At 34.6% G+C, this 19303-nt stretch carries 26 protein-coding genes; 6 read left to right on the top strand and 20 right to left on the bottom strand.

The window, feature by feature from the left end; all coding sequences use genetic code 11:
• On the top strand, positions 1-83 hold an 83-nt coding region (locus LRP83_RS11995), incomplete at its 5' end, for an IS3 family transposase (protein WP_151536060.1).
• Between the two features lie 72 nt (positions 84-155).
• Here the strand turns inward: LRP83_RS11995 and LRP83_RS11990 are convergent.
• From LRP83_RS11990 to LRP83_RS11970, 5 genes are all read right to left on the bottom strand, one after another.
• Entirely contained in the window at positions 156-302 is a 147-nt protein-coding gene (locus tag LRP83_RS11990) for a hypothetical protein (protein WP_230496928.1), read from the bottom strand.
• A 12-nt stretch (positions 303-314) separates the two neighbouring features.
• Complete coding sequence (locus LRP83_RS11985) at positions 315-1535, bottom strand: tetratricopeptide repeat protein (protein ID WP_230496927.1); 1221 nt, start codon at positions 1533-1535, stop codon at positions 315-317.
• A 159-nt stretch (positions 1536-1694) separates the two neighbouring features.
• Entirely contained in the window at positions 1695-2960 is a 1266-nt protein-coding gene (locus LRP83_RS11980) for a S8 family peptidase (protein WP_230496926.1), read from the bottom strand.
• A gap of 185 nt (positions 2961-3145) precedes the next feature.
• On the bottom strand, positions 3146-4168 hold the full coding sequence (locus LRP83_RS11975; RefSeq protein WP_230496925.1) for a SepM family pheromone-processing serine protease: 1023 nt from the start codon (positions 4166-4168) through the stop codon (positions 3146-3148).
• A 4-nt stretch (positions 4169-4172) separates the two neighbouring features.
• Positions 4173-4958, bottom strand: coding sequence for a patatin-like phospholipase family protein (locus LRP83_RS11970; protein WP_230496924.1), 786 nt, complete (start codon positions 4956-4958; stop codon positions 4173-4175).
• Positions 4959-5156: 198 nt separating this feature from the next.
• Here LRP83_RS11970 and ylbJ point away from each other — a divergent pair, with 198 nt between their 5' ends.
• A complete protein-coding gene (gene ylbJ / locus LRP83_RS11965) occupies positions 5157-6380 on the top strand; it encodes a sporulation integral membrane protein YlbJ (protein ID WP_290369543.1) in 1224 nt (407 codons plus the stop codon).
• 37 nt (positions 6381-6417) lie between these two features.
• Here ylbJ and coaD read toward each other — a convergent pair whose 3' ends face one another.
• Complete coding sequence (gene coaD, locus LRP83_RS11960) at positions 6418-6900, bottom strand: pantetheine-phosphate adenylyltransferase (RefSeq protein ID WP_230496923.1); 483 nt, start codon at positions 6898-6900, stop codon at positions 6418-6420.
• A gap of 15 nt (positions 6901-6915) precedes the next feature.
• Positions 6916-7473 carry a 16S rRNA (guanine(966)-N(2))-methyltransferase RsmD gene (gene rsmD / locus LRP83_RS11955; protein ID WP_230496922.1) on the bottom strand — a complete coding sequence of 186 codons (558 nt, stop codon included), beginning with the start codon at positions 7471-7473 and terminating at the stop codon, positions 6916-6918.
• A gap of 374 nt (positions 7474-7847) precedes the next feature.
• Between rsmD and LRP83_RS11950 the strand changes: the two genes are divergently transcribed.
• On the top strand, positions 7848-8237 hold the full coding sequence (locus LRP83_RS11950; RefSeq protein ID WP_230496921.1) for a DUF7147 family protein: 390 nt from the start codon (positions 7848-7850) through the stop codon (positions 8235-8237).
• Positions 8238-8263: 26 nt separating this feature from the next.
• Here LRP83_RS11950 and LRP83_RS11945 read toward each other — a convergent pair whose 3' ends face one another.
• The 5 genes from LRP83_RS11945 to LRP83_RS11925 all read right to left on the bottom strand — a co-directional run bounded on the left by LRP83_RS11945 (position 8264) and on the right by LRP83_RS11925 (position 10390).
• Complete coding sequence (locus LRP83_RS11945) at positions 8264-8539, bottom strand: YlbG family protein (RefSeq protein WP_230496920.1); 276 nt, start codon at positions 8537-8539, stop codon at positions 8264-8266.
• Positions 8540-8690: 151 nt separating this feature from the next.
• Positions 8691-9137 carry a YlbF/YmcA family competence regulator gene (locus LRP83_RS11940; protein WP_230496919.1) on the bottom strand — a complete coding sequence of 149 codons (447 nt, stop codon included), beginning with the start codon at positions 9135-9137 and terminating at the stop codon, positions 8691-8693.
• Positions 9138-9228: 91 nt separating this feature from the next.
• The gene (locus tag LRP83_RS11935; RefSeq protein ID WP_230496918.1) at positions 9229-9642 is read right to left on the bottom strand and encodes a DUF8447 domain-containing protein; all 414 of its coding nucleotides are present in this window, start codon (positions 9640-9642) and stop codon (positions 9229-9231) included.
• 89 nt (positions 9643-9731) lie between these two features.
• Positions 9732-9971 carry a YlbE-like family protein gene (locus LRP83_RS11930; protein WP_230496917.1) on the bottom strand — a complete coding sequence of 80 codons (240 nt, stop codon included), beginning with the start codon at positions 9969-9971 and terminating at the stop codon, positions 9732-9734.
• Positions 9972-9988: 17 nt separating this feature from the next.
• Positions 9989-10390: a YlbD family protein gene (locus tag LRP83_RS11925; RefSeq protein ID WP_230496916.1), complete on the bottom strand. Its 402-nt coding sequence runs from the start codon at positions 10388-10390 to the stop codon at positions 9989-9991.
• Between the two features lie 131 nt (positions 10391-10521).
• Here LRP83_RS11925 and LRP83_RS11920 point away from each other — a divergent pair, with 131 nt between their 5' ends.
• Positions 10522-10878 carry a hypothetical protein gene (locus LRP83_RS11920; RefSeq protein ID WP_230496915.1) on the top strand — a complete coding sequence of 119 codons (357 nt, stop codon included), beginning with the start codon at positions 10522-10524 and terminating at the stop codon, positions 10876-10878.
• A gap of 35 nt (positions 10879-10913) precedes the next feature.
• Here LRP83_RS11920 and LRP83_RS11915 read toward each other — a convergent pair whose 3' ends face one another.
• Positions 10914-11894, bottom strand: a complete 981-nt coding sequence (locus LRP83_RS11915) for a CAP domain-containing protein (protein WP_230496914.1) — start codon at positions 11892-11894, stop codon at positions 10914-10916.
• A gap of 231 nt (positions 11895-12125) precedes the next feature.
• Positions 12126-12557, bottom strand: a complete 432-nt coding sequence (locus LRP83_RS11910) for a CBS domain-containing protein (protein WP_230496913.1) — start codon at positions 12555-12557, stop codon at positions 12126-12128.
• A 197-nt stretch (positions 12558-12754) separates the two neighbouring features.
• On the opposite strand from LRP83_RS11910, the gene LRP83_RS11905 reads away from it, so the two are divergent.
• Positions 12755-13114, top strand: a complete 360-nt coding sequence (locus LRP83_RS11905) for a YugN family protein (protein ID WP_230496912.1) — start codon at positions 12755-12757, stop codon at positions 13112-13114.
• 20 nt (positions 13115-13134) lie between these two features.
• Here LRP83_RS11905 and LRP83_RS11900 read toward each other — a convergent pair whose 3' ends face one another.
• Positions 13135-13503: an Asp23/Gls24 family envelope stress response protein gene (locus LRP83_RS11900; RefSeq protein WP_230496911.1), complete on the bottom strand. Its 369-nt coding sequence runs from the start codon at positions 13501-13503 to the stop codon at positions 13135-13137.
• Between the two features lie 173 nt (positions 13504-13676).
• Here LRP83_RS11900 and ytvI point away from each other — a divergent pair, with 173 nt between their 5' ends.
• The gene (gene ytvI, locus LRP83_RS11895; protein WP_230496910.1) at positions 13677-14735 is read left to right on the top strand and encodes a sporulation integral membrane protein YtvI; all 1059 of its coding nucleotides are present in this window, start codon (positions 13677-13679) and stop codon (positions 14733-14735) included.
• A 47-nt stretch (positions 14736-14782) separates the two neighbouring features.
• Here ytvI and LRP83_RS11890 read toward each other — a convergent pair whose 3' ends face one another.
• From LRP83_RS11890 to ctaD, 5 genes are all read right to left on the bottom strand, one after another.
• Positions 14783-15244: a DUF420 domain-containing protein gene (locus LRP83_RS11890; protein WP_230496909.1), complete on the bottom strand. Its 462-nt coding sequence runs from the start codon at positions 15242-15244 to the stop codon at positions 14783-14785.
• Positions 15245-15370: 126 nt separating this feature from the next.
• Positions 15371-16276 (bottom strand): cytochrome c oxidase assembly factor CtaG, encoded by a 906-nt coding sequence (gene ctaG, locus LRP83_RS11885; RefSeq protein ID WP_230496908.1) that lies wholly within the window; start codon positions 16274-16276, stop codon positions 15371-15373.
• 156 nt (positions 16277-16432) lie between these two features.
• Positions 16433-16765 (bottom strand): cytochrome c oxidase subunit IVB, encoded by a 333-nt coding sequence (gene ctaF, locus LRP83_RS11880; RefSeq protein ID WP_230496907.1) that lies wholly within the window; start codon positions 16763-16765, stop codon positions 16433-16435.
• Positions 16766-16769: 4 nt separating this feature from the next.
• Complete coding sequence (locus LRP83_RS11875) at positions 16770-17399, bottom strand: cytochrome (ubi)quinol oxidase subunit III (RefSeq protein ID WP_230496906.1); 630 nt, start codon at positions 17397-17399, stop codon at positions 16770-16772.
• Positions 17399-19270: a cytochrome c oxidase subunit I gene (gene ctaD / locus LRP83_RS11870; RefSeq protein ID WP_230496905.1), complete on the bottom strand. Its 1872-nt coding sequence runs from the start codon at positions 19268-19270 to the stop codon at positions 17399-17401. Before ctaD ends, LRP83_RS11875 begins: the two co-directional genes overlap by 1 nt.
• Between the last annotated feature and the right edge of the window lie 33 nt (positions 19271-19303).

The raw sequence follows: 19303 nt of genomic DNA, 5'->3' as shown, positions 1-19303 counted from the left end.
AATATTATAATACGAAACGGATGAAGGCAAAATTAAAAATGAGTCCGGTACAATACCGAACTCATTTTGAGCAAGCTGCCTAATGAAATAACCGTGTCTAACTTTTAGGGGTCACTTCATTAAGGTGCTTTTTACTTTATATTTGACTTAATGTATCAAACTGGAGGTTGAATTGGGAACCCATTTGTTTCACTATAATCTGTCCCATCAGCCACAACTGTAGCTGGACTGTCAGGTGTGCTAACAAATACCCCAAATGTAATGACTCCAAAAACAAGAACTGAAAACAATACCTTTTTCATTTTGATCTCCCCTTAACTAATTTTTTCTATATATTTCACTGCCTTCTCATACCTAGCTAGTTGTCGGTAGTGTGTCGATAGCAGTCTATAGAACCGGTTTAATGTGTCTGGATGCTCCTTGCTTTCTTCAAGATATGGAATGACCTTCATTTCCAAGAATTCAATCGATTCCTTGTAGGAACTCATTGACTTTAAATAATACTTAGACAACAGTATATATTTTTGACTAGATAACTTCTTTGATTGCTCTAACACTCTTTCAAAGACTTCTTGTGACTTATCAATCTCTTGTAAAATATAAAGTGATTCTCCAATCGTATAGAGTGTCATGAGGTAATAGGGCGTATCCTCTGATTGTAGTGATAAGCTTTTCTCATAAAAATATAAGGCTTCATGATATTTTTCCATTTTAGTTTTTAAATAACCTATGTTATGGAAAACATGTGGAAGAAAATGAGCTTCATTTAATAACTCCGCATTTCTTATTAAGTGTTGAAAGCATTCTAATGCTTCTTCATAAATTCTTGAATATGTGTAATTTATGCCTAGAAGCATTAATGTATGTAAAATACGAATAAAGTTGTGGTCATTCATAAACGACTGCAAGGCTTTTTTCCCAAAGTAAATAGCATGATCCGAATGTTCTAGAGAACTTTTTACTAGTGCTCGATGATAGAACAGTTCCCCAGATACAAATTCATTGTTGTTTAATGTCATTAGTGTTTCTAATACGGTATCGGCTTTTTGATAGTGCCCTTGCAGTATTAAACATATAGCATTGTAGTGAAGAAATAAATAGTTCTCTTGTTGGGAAAAATTTTTCTTTTGTTTGTTTAATAAGTTTTCTTGCTGCTGAGCTCGTTTAAGTTCACCTTTAAATAAAAAATACCGATATTTAGATAATTCATACGTATAAAGAGAAGTAGAAAAAGGAATGATATCTTCGATTTCTACAAGTTTATCAAATATTAGATCAACATCATTCTTTTGAAAAAAAAGCATCTTTTCGTTTAGTAACATCAGTTGACTCTTGATTTGCTCTTCCTTCTCATTGATTTCACTTTTATCGATATTAAGTTTTTCAAATAATAATGAAATGGTTTCGATATTGGCATCTTTACTTTTATTTTCAATTTTACTTAAATGTGAGACCGAACAAATTCCTTTTGCTAAATCCTTCTGGGTCAACCCCATTTGAGTCCGAAAATATTTAATAAGAGGACCATATTCCATTTTTCATCACCATCAATTTCTAAGACTGAAAATAGTATAAAAGAATAATACCATGTTATGCCAATTAGTTAATAGAATATTTAGAAAAAATAGAAAGATAGTCAATAATACCTATTTAAAAGCCCTCCGAAAATACTATTCAGAGGACTTTATCATTTTTTATTGGTTTACTCGTGCAAATCCGAAGCCTGATGCGTAGTCGTCTCCGCTAGCTGCTCCTGTTCCACTTAAAACATCATATTTTTTAGCATTAGCTTGAAGATTTTGACGAAGTGTAACATTGTTTAAAGTTGGATTAGCAGCCCAAATTTTTGCAGCTAAACCAGAAACATGTGGTGTTGCCATTGAAGTACCACTAATCGTGTTATACGCTCCATCAGACCAAGTAGATTCTATCGCTCTTCCTGGTGCAGAAATTTCAACATCACGTTCTCCAATTACATAATCTCCATCTGTATCAGGGTTTCCACGAGAAGAAAAATCAGCTACCCGGTATGTACCATTTTGCTGAACATTTTCTAATGCCGCAACAGCTATAGCATTTGGTAATGCTCCAGGATACCCAATTGTATTAGCTGTTGGCCCATCATTACCAGCTGCAGCAACGACCAATACACCCTTACCATATGCATAATCAACCGCACTTGCAATTAAGCTGTCCTTACTACTTGATCCTAAAGACATGGAGATAATGACTTTAGTATTCGTTCTCGTTGCTTCGTCTGCTACGTGTCTAATCGCATTAGCGATATCATCAGAGTAACCTGACCCTCTATCATTTAACACCTTATACGCCCAAAGATCAGCCTCTGGCGCAACTCCATAAATTCCAGTATTATCTGAACCACCATGCGCTAGCACAGAACCAGCAACGTGGGTACCATGTCCGTTCTTATCAGTACAAATATTATTAACTAGAGGAGCTGTACGTTGAGTAAAATCTTTACACTGTTCTGCTTGGCCTACTAAATCCTTATGATTAATATTAACGCCTGTATCAAGAACCGCTACAGTTACTCCATTTCCACCTGAAGTTGCTTGTATTGATGAATTATTATAAATCGCTTCAATTCCCCATGGAGTACGATCACTAGGGCCAGAACCCGTGCTTCCGCCTGGCTTGGCAGCAGCTTCTTTCATATAATCAAGTGTCACTTCAGAAACTTCCGATATATTAATATTTTTATTTTTTAATAAGGCTTGATACTGATTTCCGTTTACTGTTGTCGTGAAGCCTTCTGTCCCAAAATCCAAGCGGACACCGTAATGATCCTTTACTTTAGCTTTTTCTGAATTCGTTCCTTGGATTAACACACGAAACGAATCTTGACTTTCAGGTTGTTTTGCAATTGCCCCTGTTGCAAACAACGAAACTCCCATTGCTAAACTAAGTACTGCTGATCCAATTGCTCTTCTTTTTTTCATCTTATCGCTCCTTTCAAACTATAAAACTCACAGTCCTCAAGACTGTATTTTAAGTATATTCCTAATTTTCAGATAAAATCAATAAGAAAAACTATAAATGGAGTTGGGAAATTTTTTTAACTGGAAAATACTAGGTTTAAAGATGTGGTGTTTTACAAAAAAAATAGAGCTTCTAAGAAGCTCCATCATTTTTTAGGTGTTAAATTTATTAAATAGTCAACAGCTTCGTCAAACGTATCAATGGGGACAATTTTCATCTTCGTCTTAATATCTTTTGCAGTTTTGACAGCAGCATTGTAATTTGAATCCTTTTCTCCTTTTTCATTAGGAGCAAAAAAGATTTCTGCGCCAACCTTGTCGGCCGCAACTATTTTTTGCTCTATTCCGCCTATAGGTCCTACATTACCGTCCGCCGTTATTGTCCCAGTTCCGGCAATTTCATAGCCTTGTGTTAAATCTTCTTTAGTTAATTGATTATAAATTTCTAATGAAAACATCAATCCAGCAGAAGGTCCACCAATTTCATCTGTATTCACTTTCACCGTTGGTTTTACAATGATTTCCTTATCCTCAACTAACTCAATCCCCACCCCTTTTTTCGAAGGATATTGCGGATAAGTGGCTACTGTAATCGTTACTTCTTTAGGACTATCATTTCGCTCGATAGAAAGGGTAATCGAATCACCAACTTGCTTTTCATTTACATAATCAATAAATGAAGCTGATGAAGTAAAGCTTCTATCATCTATCTTGATGATTCGATCACCTGGTAACAATTTACCCTCTGCTGGCATGTCTGGAAAAATATTTAGTACATATACACCTTTATAATGATAATCAACAGGAATCCCTGCTTTTTTGTAAGAAACTTCAATTGCGTTTAGTTTTGAAGTATCCATCAGATGTAGTTGACGGGTCGAATATTCCTCTTCCGTTTCATCTTCTCTTCTAATGTCCTTTTCAGGATAAATTTTCTGATACTTGCTCGCTTTAGCGATTAAATAAGAGTAAATATTTGCCTTTCCCATTCTTACAGTTGTTAGCATAAAGGTACCTTTTTCATCATACCCATTCTCTACTTGGATAATCGGCTCAAGTTCTTTAGCCATACCAGGCTTAGAAACATAATAGGGCAATGTATAAAAAAAACTTGCCATAAATACCACGGCTACAACAACTATGGGACGTAGTTTAAAGATTTTTGACATTTGCTTATGATGGCTCCTTCCAATTCTCTAAACAATTGCGTATGTTTGCGAGTTGATTTCTTGCTTCAGTTTCTCCTATAGAAATTATTTCATCAATGTTGGTAAAAGATTTAGAGCTATACATTTGAACCTGTGGACGAATCATAATATCAGAGGCTATCTCACGGTAGCTAACCAATTCCTTTTGCATAATATCAATACTTTGCATAATGACATCAAATATGGAGGTAATCTCTGCATCCCTTTTCACTTGGGATACATCCACCGCAATCACAATATCTGCCCCCATCTCCTTTACAACAGACACTGGAACTCTGTCTACTACACCGCCATCAACTAAAATTCGATTATTCCATTTTTCTGGAACAAATATTCCAGGAATGGCTATACTTGCCCGAACAGCATCTGCAACTGGGCCAGTTTTAAATACTACCTTTTCGCCTGTCATTAAATCCGTAGCAACAATCGCTACTGGAATATCTAATTGTTCAATATTTTTATTGTGTGTAAAGATTCTAACTAATTCTTTAACCCTTTTTCCTGCAATAAAGCCCATTTTTGGCACAGTAAAATCTAAATAATATTTTCTTCTAAATGCTGTTGATAATCGATAAAGCTGATCAAGATCGAGACCAGCCGCATAAAAAGAGGCAACTAGAGCTCCCATACTACTTCCAGCTATCATATCAATAGGGATTCCTTCGTCTTTTAAAACTTTAATAACTCCTAGGTGGGCAAATCCACGTGCTCCACCAGAACCAAGCGCCAAACCAATCTTTGGACGTTGCAAGGAGATTCCCCCCTTTTTGCTTTTGCATAAGCCCTAGAACAATCTTATGGTCTAATTTTGATTTCTATGAGTATATTGTGATATGTAGGGACAAGTTAGTATTTTTTTGCCATTTGGCATTAAATATATAATACTTCATATTCTACCATTCTTTAAGTTAGTTGTATAATTTGTTATTAGTTCAAGGAGGGCTTTATCTTGTGGCGTTCTAGGTTTAAAACCGCATTCTTAGCAGTATCAGTAACAATAATGGCGGCCTCACTTGTGGTTTATCCAGAAGAATCATTTGAAGCCTCCATAAGAGGCTTAGATATGTGGTGGGAAATTGTCTTCCCTTCCCTTTTACCGTTTTTCATCATTTCCGAAATGTTAATTGGGTTTGGAATTGTTAAATTTATCGGTGTTCTTTTAGAACCATTGATGCGACCTTTATTTAGAGTGCCTGGGGTTGGTGGGTTTGTGTGGGCGATGGGAATGGCATCTGGTTTTCCAGCTGGTGCCAAACTTACCGCAAGACTTAGACAGGAAAAACAACTTAGTAGGATTGAAGCAGAACGGCTTGTTTCTTTTACTAACTCTTCCAATCCACTTTTTATTTTCGGAGCAGTTTCTGTAGGCTTTTTTAAAAATGCTCATTTAGGAATTATTCTTGCCCTCTCCCATTATTTAGGGAATATTTGTGTTGGATTAGTCATGCGTTTTTACGGTCGCAATGATAAGGAAGAGAAGGAACAAAAAAAAGGCAAATCGAAGTTTCCTATACGCACAGCACTAATTGCCTTACATCGAACTCGTGTGAATGATAATCGTCCTATCGGAAAGCTTCTTGGTGATGCCGTAACTTCATCCATTCAAACTTTATTAATGATTGGTGGATTTATCATCTTATTTTCAGTTATTAATAAAATATTATATCATCTTCATGTGACTGCTTTTTTAGCAAAACTCTTTGAGATTATCTTAAAAACTCTCTCCTTACCAGAATCCTTAAGTGTCCCTCTTATTTCCGGTTTATTTGAAATCACTCAAGGAAGTCAAATGACTAGCCAAGTTCAAGATGCCTCCCTCATGCAACTAGCTATTATTACAAGTTTTATTCTTGCATTTAGTGGATTTAGTGTACAAGCACAGGTTGCGAGTATTCTAGCTCAAACAGATATTCGATTCAAACCTTTCTTTTTCGCAAGAATTCTACAGGGCCTATTCGCTAGCTTCTTTACAGTTATTCTATGGAAAATGATATATGAAAGGTTCTATAATCCAGAGCAACCTTCGCATGCGATTCCTGTATTTCTTTTTGAAGAAGGAACATGGCTACATAGCTTTTATCAGCTTATCAGTCAAATTGGACCAATTATTACACTATTCTTCTTATGTCTATATATTGTTATTTTAGCTAGAAGGTTATACGTTCAAAAATAAAAACAGTCTCCTCTAATTTAAGAGGAGACTGTTTTTATTACGAATTGAATTTTTTTATTAATGCCTCTTTTACTGGCGCTGGGACCAACTCAGAAATATCTCCATTATACTTGGCAACCTCTTTAACAATGCTTGAACTTAAGAATGAATATTGATTATTAGTCATAACAAAAAGAGTCTCAATTTCTTCATCCAGTACCCTGTTCATTGACGTAATTTGCATTTCATATTCAAAATCCGAAACGGCTCTTAAGCCCCTTAATATAGCAGTTGCATTAACACTTTTCGCATAATCTACTAACAGTCCTTGAAAAGAATCTACTTTCACATTCGGAATATCTTTCGTCACCTTTTGGATTAGGTCAATTCTTTCCTGTACATTAAACAACGGATTTTTGGATGAATTATTTAAAACTACGACATAGACTTGCCCAAACACCTTAGCGCCACGTTTTATAATATCCAGGTGCCCTAGTGTTATCGGGTCGAAGCTACCAGGACATACTGCAATACTAGCCATTCTCTTTCCCCCATATCATAAGGTAATAAGTTGATAAATCGTAATCCCTATGACTCCATATTTCTCATGCTTGATTTTCTTTAAAGAGCCCATTTCATCAGGTAGGTCAACTTCTGAAGCATGTTCACAAAGAATGATTCCATTAGGATTTAGTAAATTTTCATTAGTGAATATGGTCAATAGCTTTACCAATTGCTGCTTTTTATAGGGAGGGTCAAGAAAAATAAAATCAAATTTAATTTTTCTTTTTAAAATCGCTTTTAATGCCCTCTCTGCATCATTACGATACACTTCTGATTTATCGATTAAATCACAAAATGCAATATTTTCTTTGATAACTTGAAATGCTTTTGGATCTCTATCAACAAAAATGACTTTTTCTAATCCCCTACTAAGGGCTTCAATTCCTAAACCACCACTTCCAGCAAATAAATCTAGTCCAATGCCAAACTCAAAATATGGACCAATCATATTAAATATTGCTTCTTTCACTTTATCTGTTGTAGGTCTTGTCGTACTTCCTGGAACTGCTTTAAGGCTTCGTCCTTTACAAGTACCTGAAACAACTCTCATATTTATCACCACTATCATTCGACAAATTTCTTTTTTCTAACATATCCTACCATAACTTCCCTTTAACAGCCAAACCGTATGTAAAATGGAATACAAATACAAAAATAATTGAAGGGATATGTATAGACAATCGTTTTATGGAAATAATGAAAGTAACAGCATCTAATCGAGGATGTTGTTGCCAACCGCGGAGAAGACTTACGTTTCCCCATAAGTTCTTCCTCCGGTTTCTCCTCTCCCTTTGCCTTCTATCCTTTTTACGGAGGATATAGAAGGACCCTGCATCCATTTGGCTGCAGGGTTTTTTATTTGTATTTTACAATTTTCTTGATACACTAATACAGATTTAATCAATTGAGGAGGATTTTAAAAATATGATCCAACGTTTTATTGAATTAGGTGGAGGATATTCCGATATATATGAGTTACTAGAACTTTCGAGATCCAACCATCATCGACTAAATCATATGATGGCTCTTCACACTGAGATAAATGGAAGGAAAGTAATCTCTTTAGTTGTTGTTTTAAAACCAACAATTCCAGGGGATTTTCAGGCATTATATATTTGCCGTGAAGGTGTTTCCAATCCACATGACATTCCAAATAAGAGGTTTGATTTATTTCAGCAAGCAGCGTTAGACTTAAAAAAAACAATCATAGAAATAACCGTAAAGCCTTCCACTCAATTTGCTGAAACTAGCCTTTATTATCAATATTTAATTGGTATACTAAGGTTAAATCATTACATACCGCCGATGAAATAGGAAAAGGTGAGGGTTTTGCCCTCACCTTAAATGCCCATTTTATAATCGTATTCTTTAGCTTTATCAGGGGATTTATTTTCATACTCCATTTTCAAGAATGGTTTATATGAAGGGTCCACTTTTTTGACAAAAGAATAGGCATTAAGTTTTTCGATATTTTGTTCAATATCGACCTGATCGCAGTATATGACGACATATTTTAATCTTTTGGATACAAAATGAACATTTCCAAATTTTCTAAGCATTTTTGCTTGTTTCAATGAATGAAGCCAAACAATCAATCCTTGGCGCGACCCGAACATCGAACATACTCCTTTTAAAACTCATTATTTTATTCAGTCTAGCATATTAAAAGCGGTTTAATCAATTACTAATCCATAATAAAATCCCTTATCTTAATAGATAAGGGATTTTATTAGTAACTTTCTAAAAAATTTAGATTATAAAATGTTTTTAGGAACAGCCACAGCTACCACCTGACCCACAGCCTCCAGTACTACAGCCCGACCCTGAATCAAAAAAGGGATTACCTGTTGGCACTTTAACATTTATAGAAACCGACTTTCCAACAATCATACTAACTTCATCCAAAAGCTGCTGAAAATCATTTTCTGCCCTTTTAAATTCAGCAACTTGATCATCTAAATCCATTTCTCTTTTGATATCTCTGATTTGACCCATTATTAATTTGTAATCGGGATGATATTTACCAAAGCGCTGGACCTCTTCGTATCGCTCCTTCACACGAATGAACGAATTAATTTTTCTCTGAGACTCTTTATTTGATCTTAAATTATATAAAGAAATTTGATATGCATTAGCAATATCAGATTGTACTATCATTTTTGCCAATTCTTCAGCTTCATCTAATAAAATAATTCTTTCAGTTGTAGCAAGCATTGCTTTTGCCCACCTCCACAACTAATTCTAACATGTAGTACAAAAAGTGCAAGCGACTTGAATTATGCCTACATGTTAGAATTTGCTCATATCAAGGTATTGAAACGACCATTTCCTTTTTTAAAGACGTTTTGTGGCCATTCGAATCAACTATTTGTAAAGATATGCGATGATTTCCGCTCTTTAAATCTTTAACAATAAATGCTGCTGAGGAGTATTGATTGTATTTTTGTCCATCAACATATACAATCATTTTCCCTAAACTACTTCCTTTTTTATCATCTTCACGAAATGAAAAATTCGATACGATACACTCTATATAAACATCGTTTCCTTTAACAAAAGATTTCACCCGGAAGGATTCGCCTTTAACGGAAACAACATCATTAGGAAGTTGAGCGGCAGAAACCACTCTATTTTTCGTCTCTGGTTCGGGTAAATCCTTTTGACAGGCCATTAAAGCTATAGACATGAGGATGAAAAAAAATTGAATAGTCCACTTCACAATCTTCACTCCTTTTGCCTGTATTGTTTACTATTCATTACTATTTTATGAAACAAAAAAAGCCTCCTCCCATTAGAAAGAAGCTTCCTTTATTGATTCTCATTCATTGCTTGAAACATATGCATCATCATTGAGGCCATTTGTACACTATTTGAAAATTTTTCAACATGATCCGGAATCGTTTTTCGAAAATAATGCAAAGATGCTGTTTCGAATGCTTGGAGGGATTGTGGGTTTTTCGAGAGCTTCCGATACCATATTGGCTGCTGTCTAATAAATTCCTTTAAATCTTTTCTTTCTTGGAGATATTCAAAAATTTCTAATCTCATATTAGCTTCTCCTTTTATTAATCTTTCCGAAATGAAAAAGGGTGGGATGGTCTAGAGTTGTTTTGGCTACTAGGCTGAGTTGGATTCTGAAATTGGGACAAAACTCCTTGAACAGCACCTAGCGCTTGGCTAGCATTACTTATATATTGTTGCATTTGATTGACGTCCATCGTTTTAAAATAATCAAATATTTGCGTTATAAAGTCAGATTTATTTTCTTCTGTGCTGTTCTCCTTCATTTCTTCCTTGGAAACTTTAAATTGATCCCAGCGCGCGTCGTCTTCTCCGAGTAAATACCAATCTTCATATAACTCTTGCCAAGATACTGTCCCTTTTTTTACTTCGAGACTTATTTTTGGATATTGCTTAACAAATTCTTTAAACTTAACAACGCTAGGATGAAGTTTTTTTCGTGTCATTTTACATCACCTCTCCTCTCAAGGATAACGCCTAAAATAAGATATGAATTACAATTAGAATTGGTGAATGGAGTAAAAATATTGAAAAGATGTTATGATAAAAACAGTTCGATTTGAAAGAGGGAAAACCGATGGTAACGGCCATTCTTATACCCATTATCTGTTTTTATTTTTATTGGGTCACGAAGAAAGATATGAAGGAAAATGAACAAAAGTGGTTAAATTTAACGAATATTTATGAAGAAGCGATTGTTTCAGGAAAAATTATTCAACTAGAAAAGACACGTAAAAGGTTCTATTACCACAGGTATATTAATGTATTAAATATTCAACTACAAACTGATACTAAATTGATACATGTTAAGCGTGTGACTCCTTTTACTATGCAAAAGGATCCGATAGCTTTGAAAATTGGAGATCATGTAAGACTATATGGAAACTGGCATGAAAATGAATTTCAATTTTTGCGCTTCGATATTGTGAACTAAAGAAAAAAAGCTTTCGTGTCAGAAAGCTTCTTTTCTTATTCATCCCATCTTTGGATGAAGTTTTGTGTAAAGTATTTGTGGTAGACACCAACACCTAGATGAGTATATTCATTATTCAGTAGGGTCTCGCGATGCCCCTTACTATTTAACCAACCTTCAACAACAGCTGGGCCATCAATGTAATTTGCCGCAATGTTTTCACCTGCTAGTTGATAGAACACATCAGCAACCTCCAACCGGTCTGAAAGCTCGCCAAATTTTTCAGATGTATGTGAAAAGTTTTCTGTTTCAAACATATCTTTACTGTGACCAAATGCAACCTCAGAAATTTTCTCATCCCATTGGACAGGATCTAGTTGATGACGTAATCGTAAAATATTTGTTAAATCAAAAATTTGTTGTTCCGTAGCCTTTTCGATAAGAGTCCATTCAAAATCTTCAATCTCTTTTGCCTCTATCAACTCTCCCCTATAAACTAATTCATAAGGTCGTTGTTTAATTAAGGTAGTTGCATCAAGAAATCTAATACTAGAAAGAGTACCAGTAAATTTATCAAAGTATAATATCGCAAAAATGTCACCTAACTGAATAAGTGGTCTCATATTTACATCTGTATCATTTAATTCAAATCGATAGGAACTGTTTTCAAGTTCAATATCAATGTTAGTTTCAATAAAAACAGTAGAAAAGATTTCTTCAATAGATTGTCCGATTCTAAAAGGGGCTACCTCTAAATCATTTCCAATTGCATATATGGTTACAACCTTTCCATTTTCTACGCCTACTTGTAAATAACGATTATGATCTACATTATAGATGTACCACATATACCCATAATAGGATGGATCAATTCTTGCTGGTCTACCTAGTTGGTTTTCTAAAACATTAATATCTTTTCCTATAAAAAATGAGATACCTTCTGATGGTCTTTTTTGTGTTATATAATTAGTAACTCCTTTTTTCTCATTTATAATGGAGTGGTCCACTTCTGTTTTATTTTTATTTTGGATGAGCAAATCATTTTTTTCATCCTGATTAAAACTTACATATAAACCTACCGTTAAAAATACAGCTACTAAAATTAATATTCGAATCAGTCCGCGCAGAGGTTGACCTCCTCTCTATAAAATCTACTAACATTATTTGATAGTTATTATTAAATATTATATCATCATTTAGCTTCATTTTAAGTAAACGAAAGAAGTTTACAAAAAAAATAAAAGACGCCTGAACGGCGCCTTAAAATTTTATTGAAGTCCATTAAAACCAGGTTCTGAGATTTCTGATAATGCTTTTTTCGCCTGATCATCAGTTAAATCACGTACCGCAAAATCTCCTAATGCAACTATACCTACTAAGCGGTCACCCTCTACAACTGGTAAGCGTCGTACTTGATTTTCAGCCATTAATTGAGCAGCTTCCCTAGTGTTCATATCTGGAGTAACCGTGACTAGCTGTTCGCTCATAATATCCTCCACTTTAGTTGAACCAGGATGTTTCTCAGCTACACCACGAACGACGATATCACGATCTGTAATCATGCCCACTAACTTTTCTCCATCAACAATTGGAATAGCTCCTACATTCCATTCCTTCATTTTTGTTGCGACCTCAAAAACATTATCCAATAAAGTACAGCACTCAACGTCGTCAGTCATTATATCACGAATTATTTCCAATGCTTTCGCCTCCTCATCATATTCACTAAAATAGGTTCCCCTATAACAAACAATCTATTCAAAAATAACTTTTTCTTTTAAGAACTTAAAATGAATTAGCTTAGTCATTGCAACTTCAACCTTTTTCTACTATTATTAAATTTGAGATATTAATGGGAACGCTAAATTTTTTAGCGTGTATTGATGGAGGGACAATAATGAGATTTGAGAACACTGGCTACGAAAGTATAAAAGCAGATTTAAACCGACTTGATGAAGTAATGAATGAATATGGTCTTGTTCGCGCTGGCCAATGGGACTATGAACGAGTTACATACGATCGTAAATTTGAACTTAAAGAAGGCATTTTCTATCTTCGTGTCTTTGGACATGCCGTTGAAGGAGATGTTGGTGCAGATAAGGCAGTTATTCAATTAATGAAGCCATTACTTGGTAAACACTATTACCCACATGGTGTGGAATATGGTGAAGGTGAAAGCTTTCCGAAATCACTTGTTACTCAATGTGAAAAAATCCTTTCAGATGTAAAAACAGAAATGGCAAAATTCGCCATTTAATCTCCTAACAAAAGACGCACCTACTGCGTCTTTTTGTTTTGAGTATTTATTATATTTCTCACTTTGATATGGATACCATGAAGTTTATAACCAATTAACTGAAAAACATCATCATATATTCGTTTTTGCAGCTCAAGTAAATCGTTCATCAGCGAACTTCCTAGAAATACATTTACAGTAAGCTTTACAACGATTTGATTGTTTTCTATTTCAACATGTATTCCTTTTGATACATAGACAGTTTTTTGAAAGGATGAAAAAACCTTCTCGACAAATTGATTATGCTGCTTAATATAATTTGCTTCTTGTAAATTTGTTTCAACAACAGAATGTATTACTTCACGTAATGCCCGAATCGTTTCATCCTTGTAAGTATAAAATTTTTCCATTGTATGAGTCCTTTCCATCCGAAAAGTGTGACAATGAGAAAAATAAATAAAAAATGAACAATTAATATAGAGATCTATCGGATTTTTATTGTTTATTTCAGTAAATGCATAATATAATTTAAATGTTAACTTTTTTAAAACTTTTTTGTAAGATTTTTGAAAGGGGTTCTACTTTGTCTGGAATTTTCACACGTCGAAATATTACTATTTTCATTATCATTGTAGCTATTATCGTTTTAACTTATTTAATTTTACCCGTATCGCTTCCAATAATTGTTGCCTTTATCACAGCAATGTTTCTCGAACCACTCGTTAAAATTTTACAAAACAAATTTAATATTAATCAACGGCTCGCAGTTCTAGTGGTTTTTATTAGCTTCTTATTGTTCATTGGCTTAACTGGGTATTTTATCACCACAAAAGTCATTACAGAAGCAATTAAAATTGTACAAAATATACCATTATATATAACGGAAATATCTAATGAATGGGTGTATGCGGAGGAAAAATTCGCTACTGCAGCAAAGGACTTACCGCAGGAAGTTGTCAATGAAATTAGTAAACAAGTTCAAGGCTTTTTAAATAATATTAAAGCTGATTTAGTTGCCTACCTGAACATTGATAACGTAAAAGCTATATTGACAAATATTCCAAATTATTTAGTGAGTTTTATTGTCTATATGATAGCCTTATTTTTATTTTTAATTGATTTGCCAAGATTACGTGAAGCGCTTTATAACCATTTCACTGAAAAAACGAAAGATAAAGTTAATTTTATGAGTTCTCGATTGTCATATGTTATTTTTGGATTCATCAAAGCACAATTGCTCGTAAGTGTTATTATTTTTATCGTCTCGTTAATTGGCTTGCTTTTCATTTCACCGGAAGTAGCTCTAATAATGGCATTTCTAATTTGGCTTATTGATTTTGTACCTATAATCGGGTCCATCATTATTTTAGGACCATGGGCACTCTTTCATTTCTTGACGGGAGATATTGCACTTGGAGCACAGTTAGCCGTCCTAGCAGCTCTGCTATTAATTATTAGACGAACAATAGAACCAAAAGTAATGGGCAGTCAAATCGGTCTCTCCCCTCTATCAACCTTAATAGCGATGTATTTAGGTGTTAAACTTTTGGGAATATTAGGTCTTATTATTGGTCCACTTATCTTAATTGCCTTTAATTCAGCAAAAGAAGCAGGTATCATTAGAAATAATTTAAAAATATAAAGAAGAGGCTAAATGCCTCTTCTTTTTAATCAGTATGGTTAGGAAATTTATAGACCTAAAATGGCTTTAATAACAGATGTAGTTTCTCCACCTTTGTAAAAAACATATAGTAAAAGATAAACTGCTACCCCTGTTATAGCTGTAAAAAACCAGACTAGACTAGTGACTGGCCCTAATTTACGGTGAATTGACAATTTATTTTTATACCCAGAAACCATTGAAATAATTCCTAATCCTGCCCCAGTAGTTGCTAAAGTGATATGAAAAATAAGAAAAGAAGTATAATAAATTTTTATATTATCTGGACCACCAAAGGATGTATTTCCTATAAATATTGTTCTTGAAGCATAGATAATGAAAAAGATAATCGCAAAAATAGCTGCAGTTGTCATAGTTTTTTTGTGGGCTTCAACTTTTCTTTGTTTAATTTGCGCCCAACCAATCGCAACCGAAATGGCACTAAGAATGATAAAGGTTGTACTAATAGTTGGTAATATTGGTAATGACATTCAAAACGTCCTCTCAAGAAAATCATAATAATATCTATTTTTATTTTTCTTTCACTATATATTTTATTCTACTTATTATAGGTTTTCAATAAAAAGCTCCCAATACACACATTGGGAGCTTTCAAATTATTCTACAAATCGAGGATTCATTAAATTAGAACTACTTTCTTCAGATTCCGCTTGTTCCTTTCGGTACCAGCTAAAGAAAATATGACCCAATACTACCCCATAAACAATCTCCTGGATAATTTTCATTAGTACTCCACCAAGCTGTTGGTCGTGGATTAAAGACATTGAATTAAAAACTTCTGGTCCACTTAAATTTAAATTGGCTAATGTAGAACCAGGAACACAAAGCTTCAATGCCTCCATCCAAGCAGTTGGATCTGAGAATGTTGCGTACATAGGAGTATCAGCAAAGATTATTAAGGCACAAGCTGGTGTTAACAATATTCCATCTGCAAAGACATAACCAATCTTTTTTAAACCAGTTAAGGATTCATATTCTGGCAATTTATTAACTAAAGGCCACCACATTAAAATTGCGGTGAAAAATAATAGAATCGTATAACTAGCATGCAGCCACATATCCATTTTTATCGCATCAAATATTAATGGAATATGATAAAACGAAAACATTCCATTAAATACAATCAATGCAATTAATGGTTTTGAAAAAAGGGAGAAAAGCGGTTTAATAATCGGTAAATGTAATACTTTTCGCCAAATCCAACTTGGTATACCAATAATCAACAATGGAGGTATCACTAAAAATAGAACAGCCATTTGAATCATATGTGCATAAAACATCAAATGACCCATTAAATCAAGGGGACTACCTTTAGTTAAATACAATAATATTATTGTAAAAGTAAAAAAAAACGCTTCTGATCGTTTCAATGGTTCGCTAGCCGTAAATTGCTCTCGTTTGAAAACAGTCAATACGAAGAATAAACAAAGAACTAGTAGTAAGAACAAAAAGAAAAACGGACTCCAAAGGGCGCGAAATCCAAATATCTCTAGTGAAAGCATATTCAATCACCTCAATTTTTATTAAAGCTATCTACACTATTATACTCGTGCTAGCTTTTAAGTTCAATGAAACGAGATTTCCTATATATGCTAGGTATTAACATGTAAAAAGGAAATCAGATAAACTGATTTCCTTTTTGTTGAAAAATTTACGGTTTACCACCAAATTATAGTCGAAAAAGCTAATACAGTTATCGCTCCGACCGTTACTCCTGAATACAAGAACAAGGAAGGTGCTTCATGACCTTTATGACTCATATGCATGAAATAATATAGCTGAAAAATAACTTGAATAACAGCTAAAAGAATAATAAATGGAGCAATAAACCAATGTGAGTAGCCATACCCTACTGCAAAAAATGCAATAAGAGTTAGGAAAATCATTAAGGAAAATGAAGTTACTTGATGTTTCATTTCCTCTTTATTCTTCTTACGACGGTATTCAATGTCAACTCTTGGGTTACCTGAAGTTGGTTGATGATTTGCCATCAGTTTATCCCACCATTCCCATTAAATATACTACTGTAAAGATAAACACCCAAACAACGTCGATAAAGTGCCAATATAGACTAGCTACATAGAACTTAGGAGCATTGTAAAGGTCTAAACCTCGACCTGAGTTTCGTACCATTAAAGTGATAATCCAAGCTAATCCGAATGCAACGTGGGCACCATGGAAGCCTGTAAGCGTGTAAAAGGCGGAACCGAAAGCACTACTTGTAAAAGTATGATGATATTCATGTACATAATGATTAAACTCATAAATTTCAAGTCCTAAGAAGCCTGCACCTAATAATACAGTAATACCTAACCATAGTTGCATCTTTTTGAAATCAAAGTTTTTCATATGATACATAGCATATACACTTGTTAGTGAACTTGTTAAAAGTAACATCGTTGCCATAAATACAAGCGGAAGATCAAATAAATCTTTTGCTAAGTAATGTTCTGAGTTTGGAACTTTATCCTTAAGTGCAAGATAGGTTGCAAAGAGAGAAGCGAAAAGCACTGTCTCTCCCCCTAAGAATAACCAAAATCCTAGAAATTTATTTTTAGCTTCGAGGGTAGCTTTTTCTGGCGCAGCTGGCCAAGTTTCATAGGTCATTTTTTCATCTGCGTGCATTATGCTTTCCCTCCTTTATCATCATCATTCATTAAGTCTTCTTTATGAATATGGAAACCATGGTCATCCTTAACAGAACGGAAGAACATGGATCCGAAAGTGATTAGGAATCCAATAACCAATACAGGAATTCCATAAGCTTCCTTGTCGCCGATACCAACAGCTCCAAAGGCTGCAACAAACAATCCAAACGAAATCACAACTGGAACGAAGGATGAGTTTGGCATATGGATATCACCAAGTGGTTCTGCTGGTGTCATACCTTTTTTACCATCCATCTTTTCAATCCAATAGGCATCTAATCCACGTACTAATGGTAACTGCTTAAAGTTATAGAACGGTGGTGGTGAAGGAATCGACCACTCTAATGTACGTCCATCTCCCCAAGGATCGTTCCCAACTCTTTCATTTTTAATCGATGTCATAATTACGTTAATTAACATGACAATAACAGCAACAGCCATAAAGAAGGCACCAATCGTACTTACCATGTTACTAGTTTCAAATCCTTGATCAGGTAAGAATGTGAAGATACGACGTGGCATTCCCCATACACCTAAGAAATGCTGAATAAAGAACGTTAAATGGAAACCAATTAAAAATAACCAGAATGTAATTTTTCCTAAAAATTCATTTAACATAGTTCCAAACATTTTTGGCCAGTATAGGTGAGTACCTGCTAAAATGGCAAATACTACCCCACCAACAATTACATAATGGAAATGGGCAACAACGAAATATGTGTCATGGAACTGGTAATCTGCAGCAGCAGAAGCAACCATGATTCCAGTAACTCCACCCATTACGAATGATGGAATAAATGCGATAGCATAAAGCATAGGTGTCGTAAACGTAATACTTCCACCCCACATTGTGAATAACCAGTTGAATATTTTAATTCCAGTTGGAACACCAATAGCCATTGTAGCTACTGCAAAAATAGCATTTGCAATTGGTCCTAAACCAGTTGTAAACATATGGTGAGCCCAAACCATGAATCCTAAAAATCCGATTAATACCGTTGCAAACACCATAGAAGAATATCCGAATAAGCGTTTACGGGAGAAAATAGCAAATATTTCCGAGAAAATACCAAATGCAGGAAGTATTAGAATATATACCTCAGGGTGACCAAATATCCAGAATAAATGTTCCCAGATAATCGTGTTACCACCTGCACTTGCATCAAAGAAATTCGAACCAAACATACGATCAAAAATCATTAAAAACAGACCAACCGTAAGTGGAGGGAAAGCAAATAAAATTAGTGCAGATGTTACAAAAGTTGACCAGGTAAACATCGGCATACGCATATATGTCATACCAGGGGCACGCATATTAATGATTGTTACTAGGAAGTTAATCCCTCCCATTAACGTCCCCGCACCTGAAATCTGTAATCCTAAAGCATAAAAATCAATTCCATTTGTTGGAGACTCAAGCGCTAGTGATGCATACGAAGTCCATCCTGCATCAGGTGCTCCACCTAGGAACCATGACATATTTAAGAAAACTCCTCCGAAGAAGAATAACCAAAAACCTAATGCATTAACAAATGGAAATGCAACGTCACGTGCTCCAATTTGTAAAGGCATGACCGCATTCATAAATGCAAAAACTAATGGCATGGCTGCCAGGAAAATCATGGTCGTACCGTGCATCGTTAATACTTCATTATAAAATCCAGCACTAACAAAGTCATTGTTAGGTATTGCAAGTTGTATACGGATGACCATTGCTTCTAGTCCACCGACTAAGAAGAAGAAGCCTCCAGCTATAAGGTAAAGGATTGCGATTTTCTTATGGTCTACTGTTGTTAAGTAATCCCATAAAGTTGCGCCAAACCCCTTTTTTTGAGCTAAGGTACTCACCTTTTTACCTCCCTTTTAAACTTAATCCCCATT

It is taken from the genome of Pseudoneobacillus rhizosphaerae (assembly GCF_917563885.1).
Classification (GTDB): Bacteria; Bacillota; Bacilli; order Bacillales; family Cytobacillaceae; genus Pseudoneobacillus; species Pseudoneobacillus rhizosphaerae.
The sequence above is the reverse complement of the archived record's forward strand: the minus strand, read 5'-3'. Positions and strand labels throughout refer to the sequence as shown.

Excerpts from the sequence above, each read along its gene's own strand:
- LRP83_RS11950 (WP_230496921.1), top strand. The coding sequence starts at position 7,848 with ATGATCCAACGTTTTATTGAATTAGGTGGAGGATATTCCGATATATAT.
- LRP83_RS11920 (WP_230496915.1), top strand. The coding sequence starts at position 10,522 with ATGGTAACGGCCATTCTTATACCCATTATCTGTTTTTATTTTTATTGG.
- LRP83_RS11900 (WP_230496911.1), bottom strand. The coding sequence starts at position 13,503 with ATGGAAAAATTTTATACTTACAAGGATGAAACGATTCGGGCATTACGT.
- LRP83_RS11985 (WP_230496927.1), bottom strand. The coding sequence starts at position 1,535 with ATGGAATATGGTCCTCTTATTAAATATTTTCGGACTCAAATGGGGTTG.
- LRP83_RS11990 (WP_230496928.1), bottom strand. The coding sequence starts at position 302 with ATGAAAAAGGTATTGTTTTCAGTTCTTGTTTTTGGAGTCATTACATTT.
- coaD (WP_230496923.1), bottom strand. The coding sequence starts at position 6,900 with ATGGCTAGTATTGCAGTATGTCCTGGTAGCTTCGACCCGATAACACTA.
- rsmD (WP_230496922.1), bottom strand. The coding sequence starts at position 7,473 with ATGAGAGTTGTTTCAGGTACTTGTAAAGGACGAAGCCTTAAAGCAGTT.
- LRP83_RS11975 (WP_230496925.1), bottom strand. The coding sequence starts at position 4,168 with ATGTCAAAAATCTTTAAACTACGTCCCATAGTTGTTGTAGCCGTGGTA.
- LRP83_RS11980 (WP_230496926.1), bottom strand. The coding sequence starts at position 2,960 with ATGAAAAAAAGAAGAGCAATTGGATCAGCAGTACTTAGTTTAGCAATG.
- ctaF (WP_230496907.1), bottom strand. The coding sequence starts at position 16,765 with ATGGCAAATCATCAACCAACTTCAGGTAACCCAAGAGTTGACATTGAA.
- LRP83_RS11945 (WP_230496920.1), bottom strand. The coding sequence starts at position 8,539 with ATGTTCGGGTCGCGCCAAGGATTGATTGTTTGGCTTCATTCATTGAAA.
- LRP83_RS11875 (WP_230496906.1), bottom strand. The coding sequence starts at position 17,399 with ATGCACGCAGATGAAAAAATGACCTATGAAACTTGGCCAGCTGCGCCA.
- LRP83_RS11890 (WP_230496909.1), bottom strand. The coding sequence starts at position 15,244 with ATGTCATTACCAATATTACCAACTATTAGTACAACCTTTATCATTCTT.
- LRP83_RS11930 (WP_230496917.1), bottom strand. The coding sequence starts at position 9,971 with ATGAGATTAGAAATTTTTGAATATCTCCAAGAAAGAAAAGATTTAAAG.
- ctaG (WP_230496908.1), bottom strand. The coding sequence starts at position 16,276 with ATGCTTTCACTAGAGATATTTGGATTTCGCGCCCTTTGGAGTCCGTTT.
- LRP83_RS11940 (WP_230496919.1), bottom strand. The coding sequence starts at position 9,137 with ATGCTTGCTACAACTGAAAGAATTATTTTATTAGATGAAGCTGAAGAA.
- LRP83_RS11905 (WP_230496912.1), top strand. The coding sequence starts at position 12,755 with ATGAGATTTGAGAACACTGGCTACGAAAGTATAAAAGCAGATTTAAAC.
- LRP83_RS11925 (WP_230496916.1), bottom strand. The coding sequence starts at position 10,390 with ATGACACGAAAAAAACTTCATCCTAGCGTTGTTAAGTTTAAAGAATTT.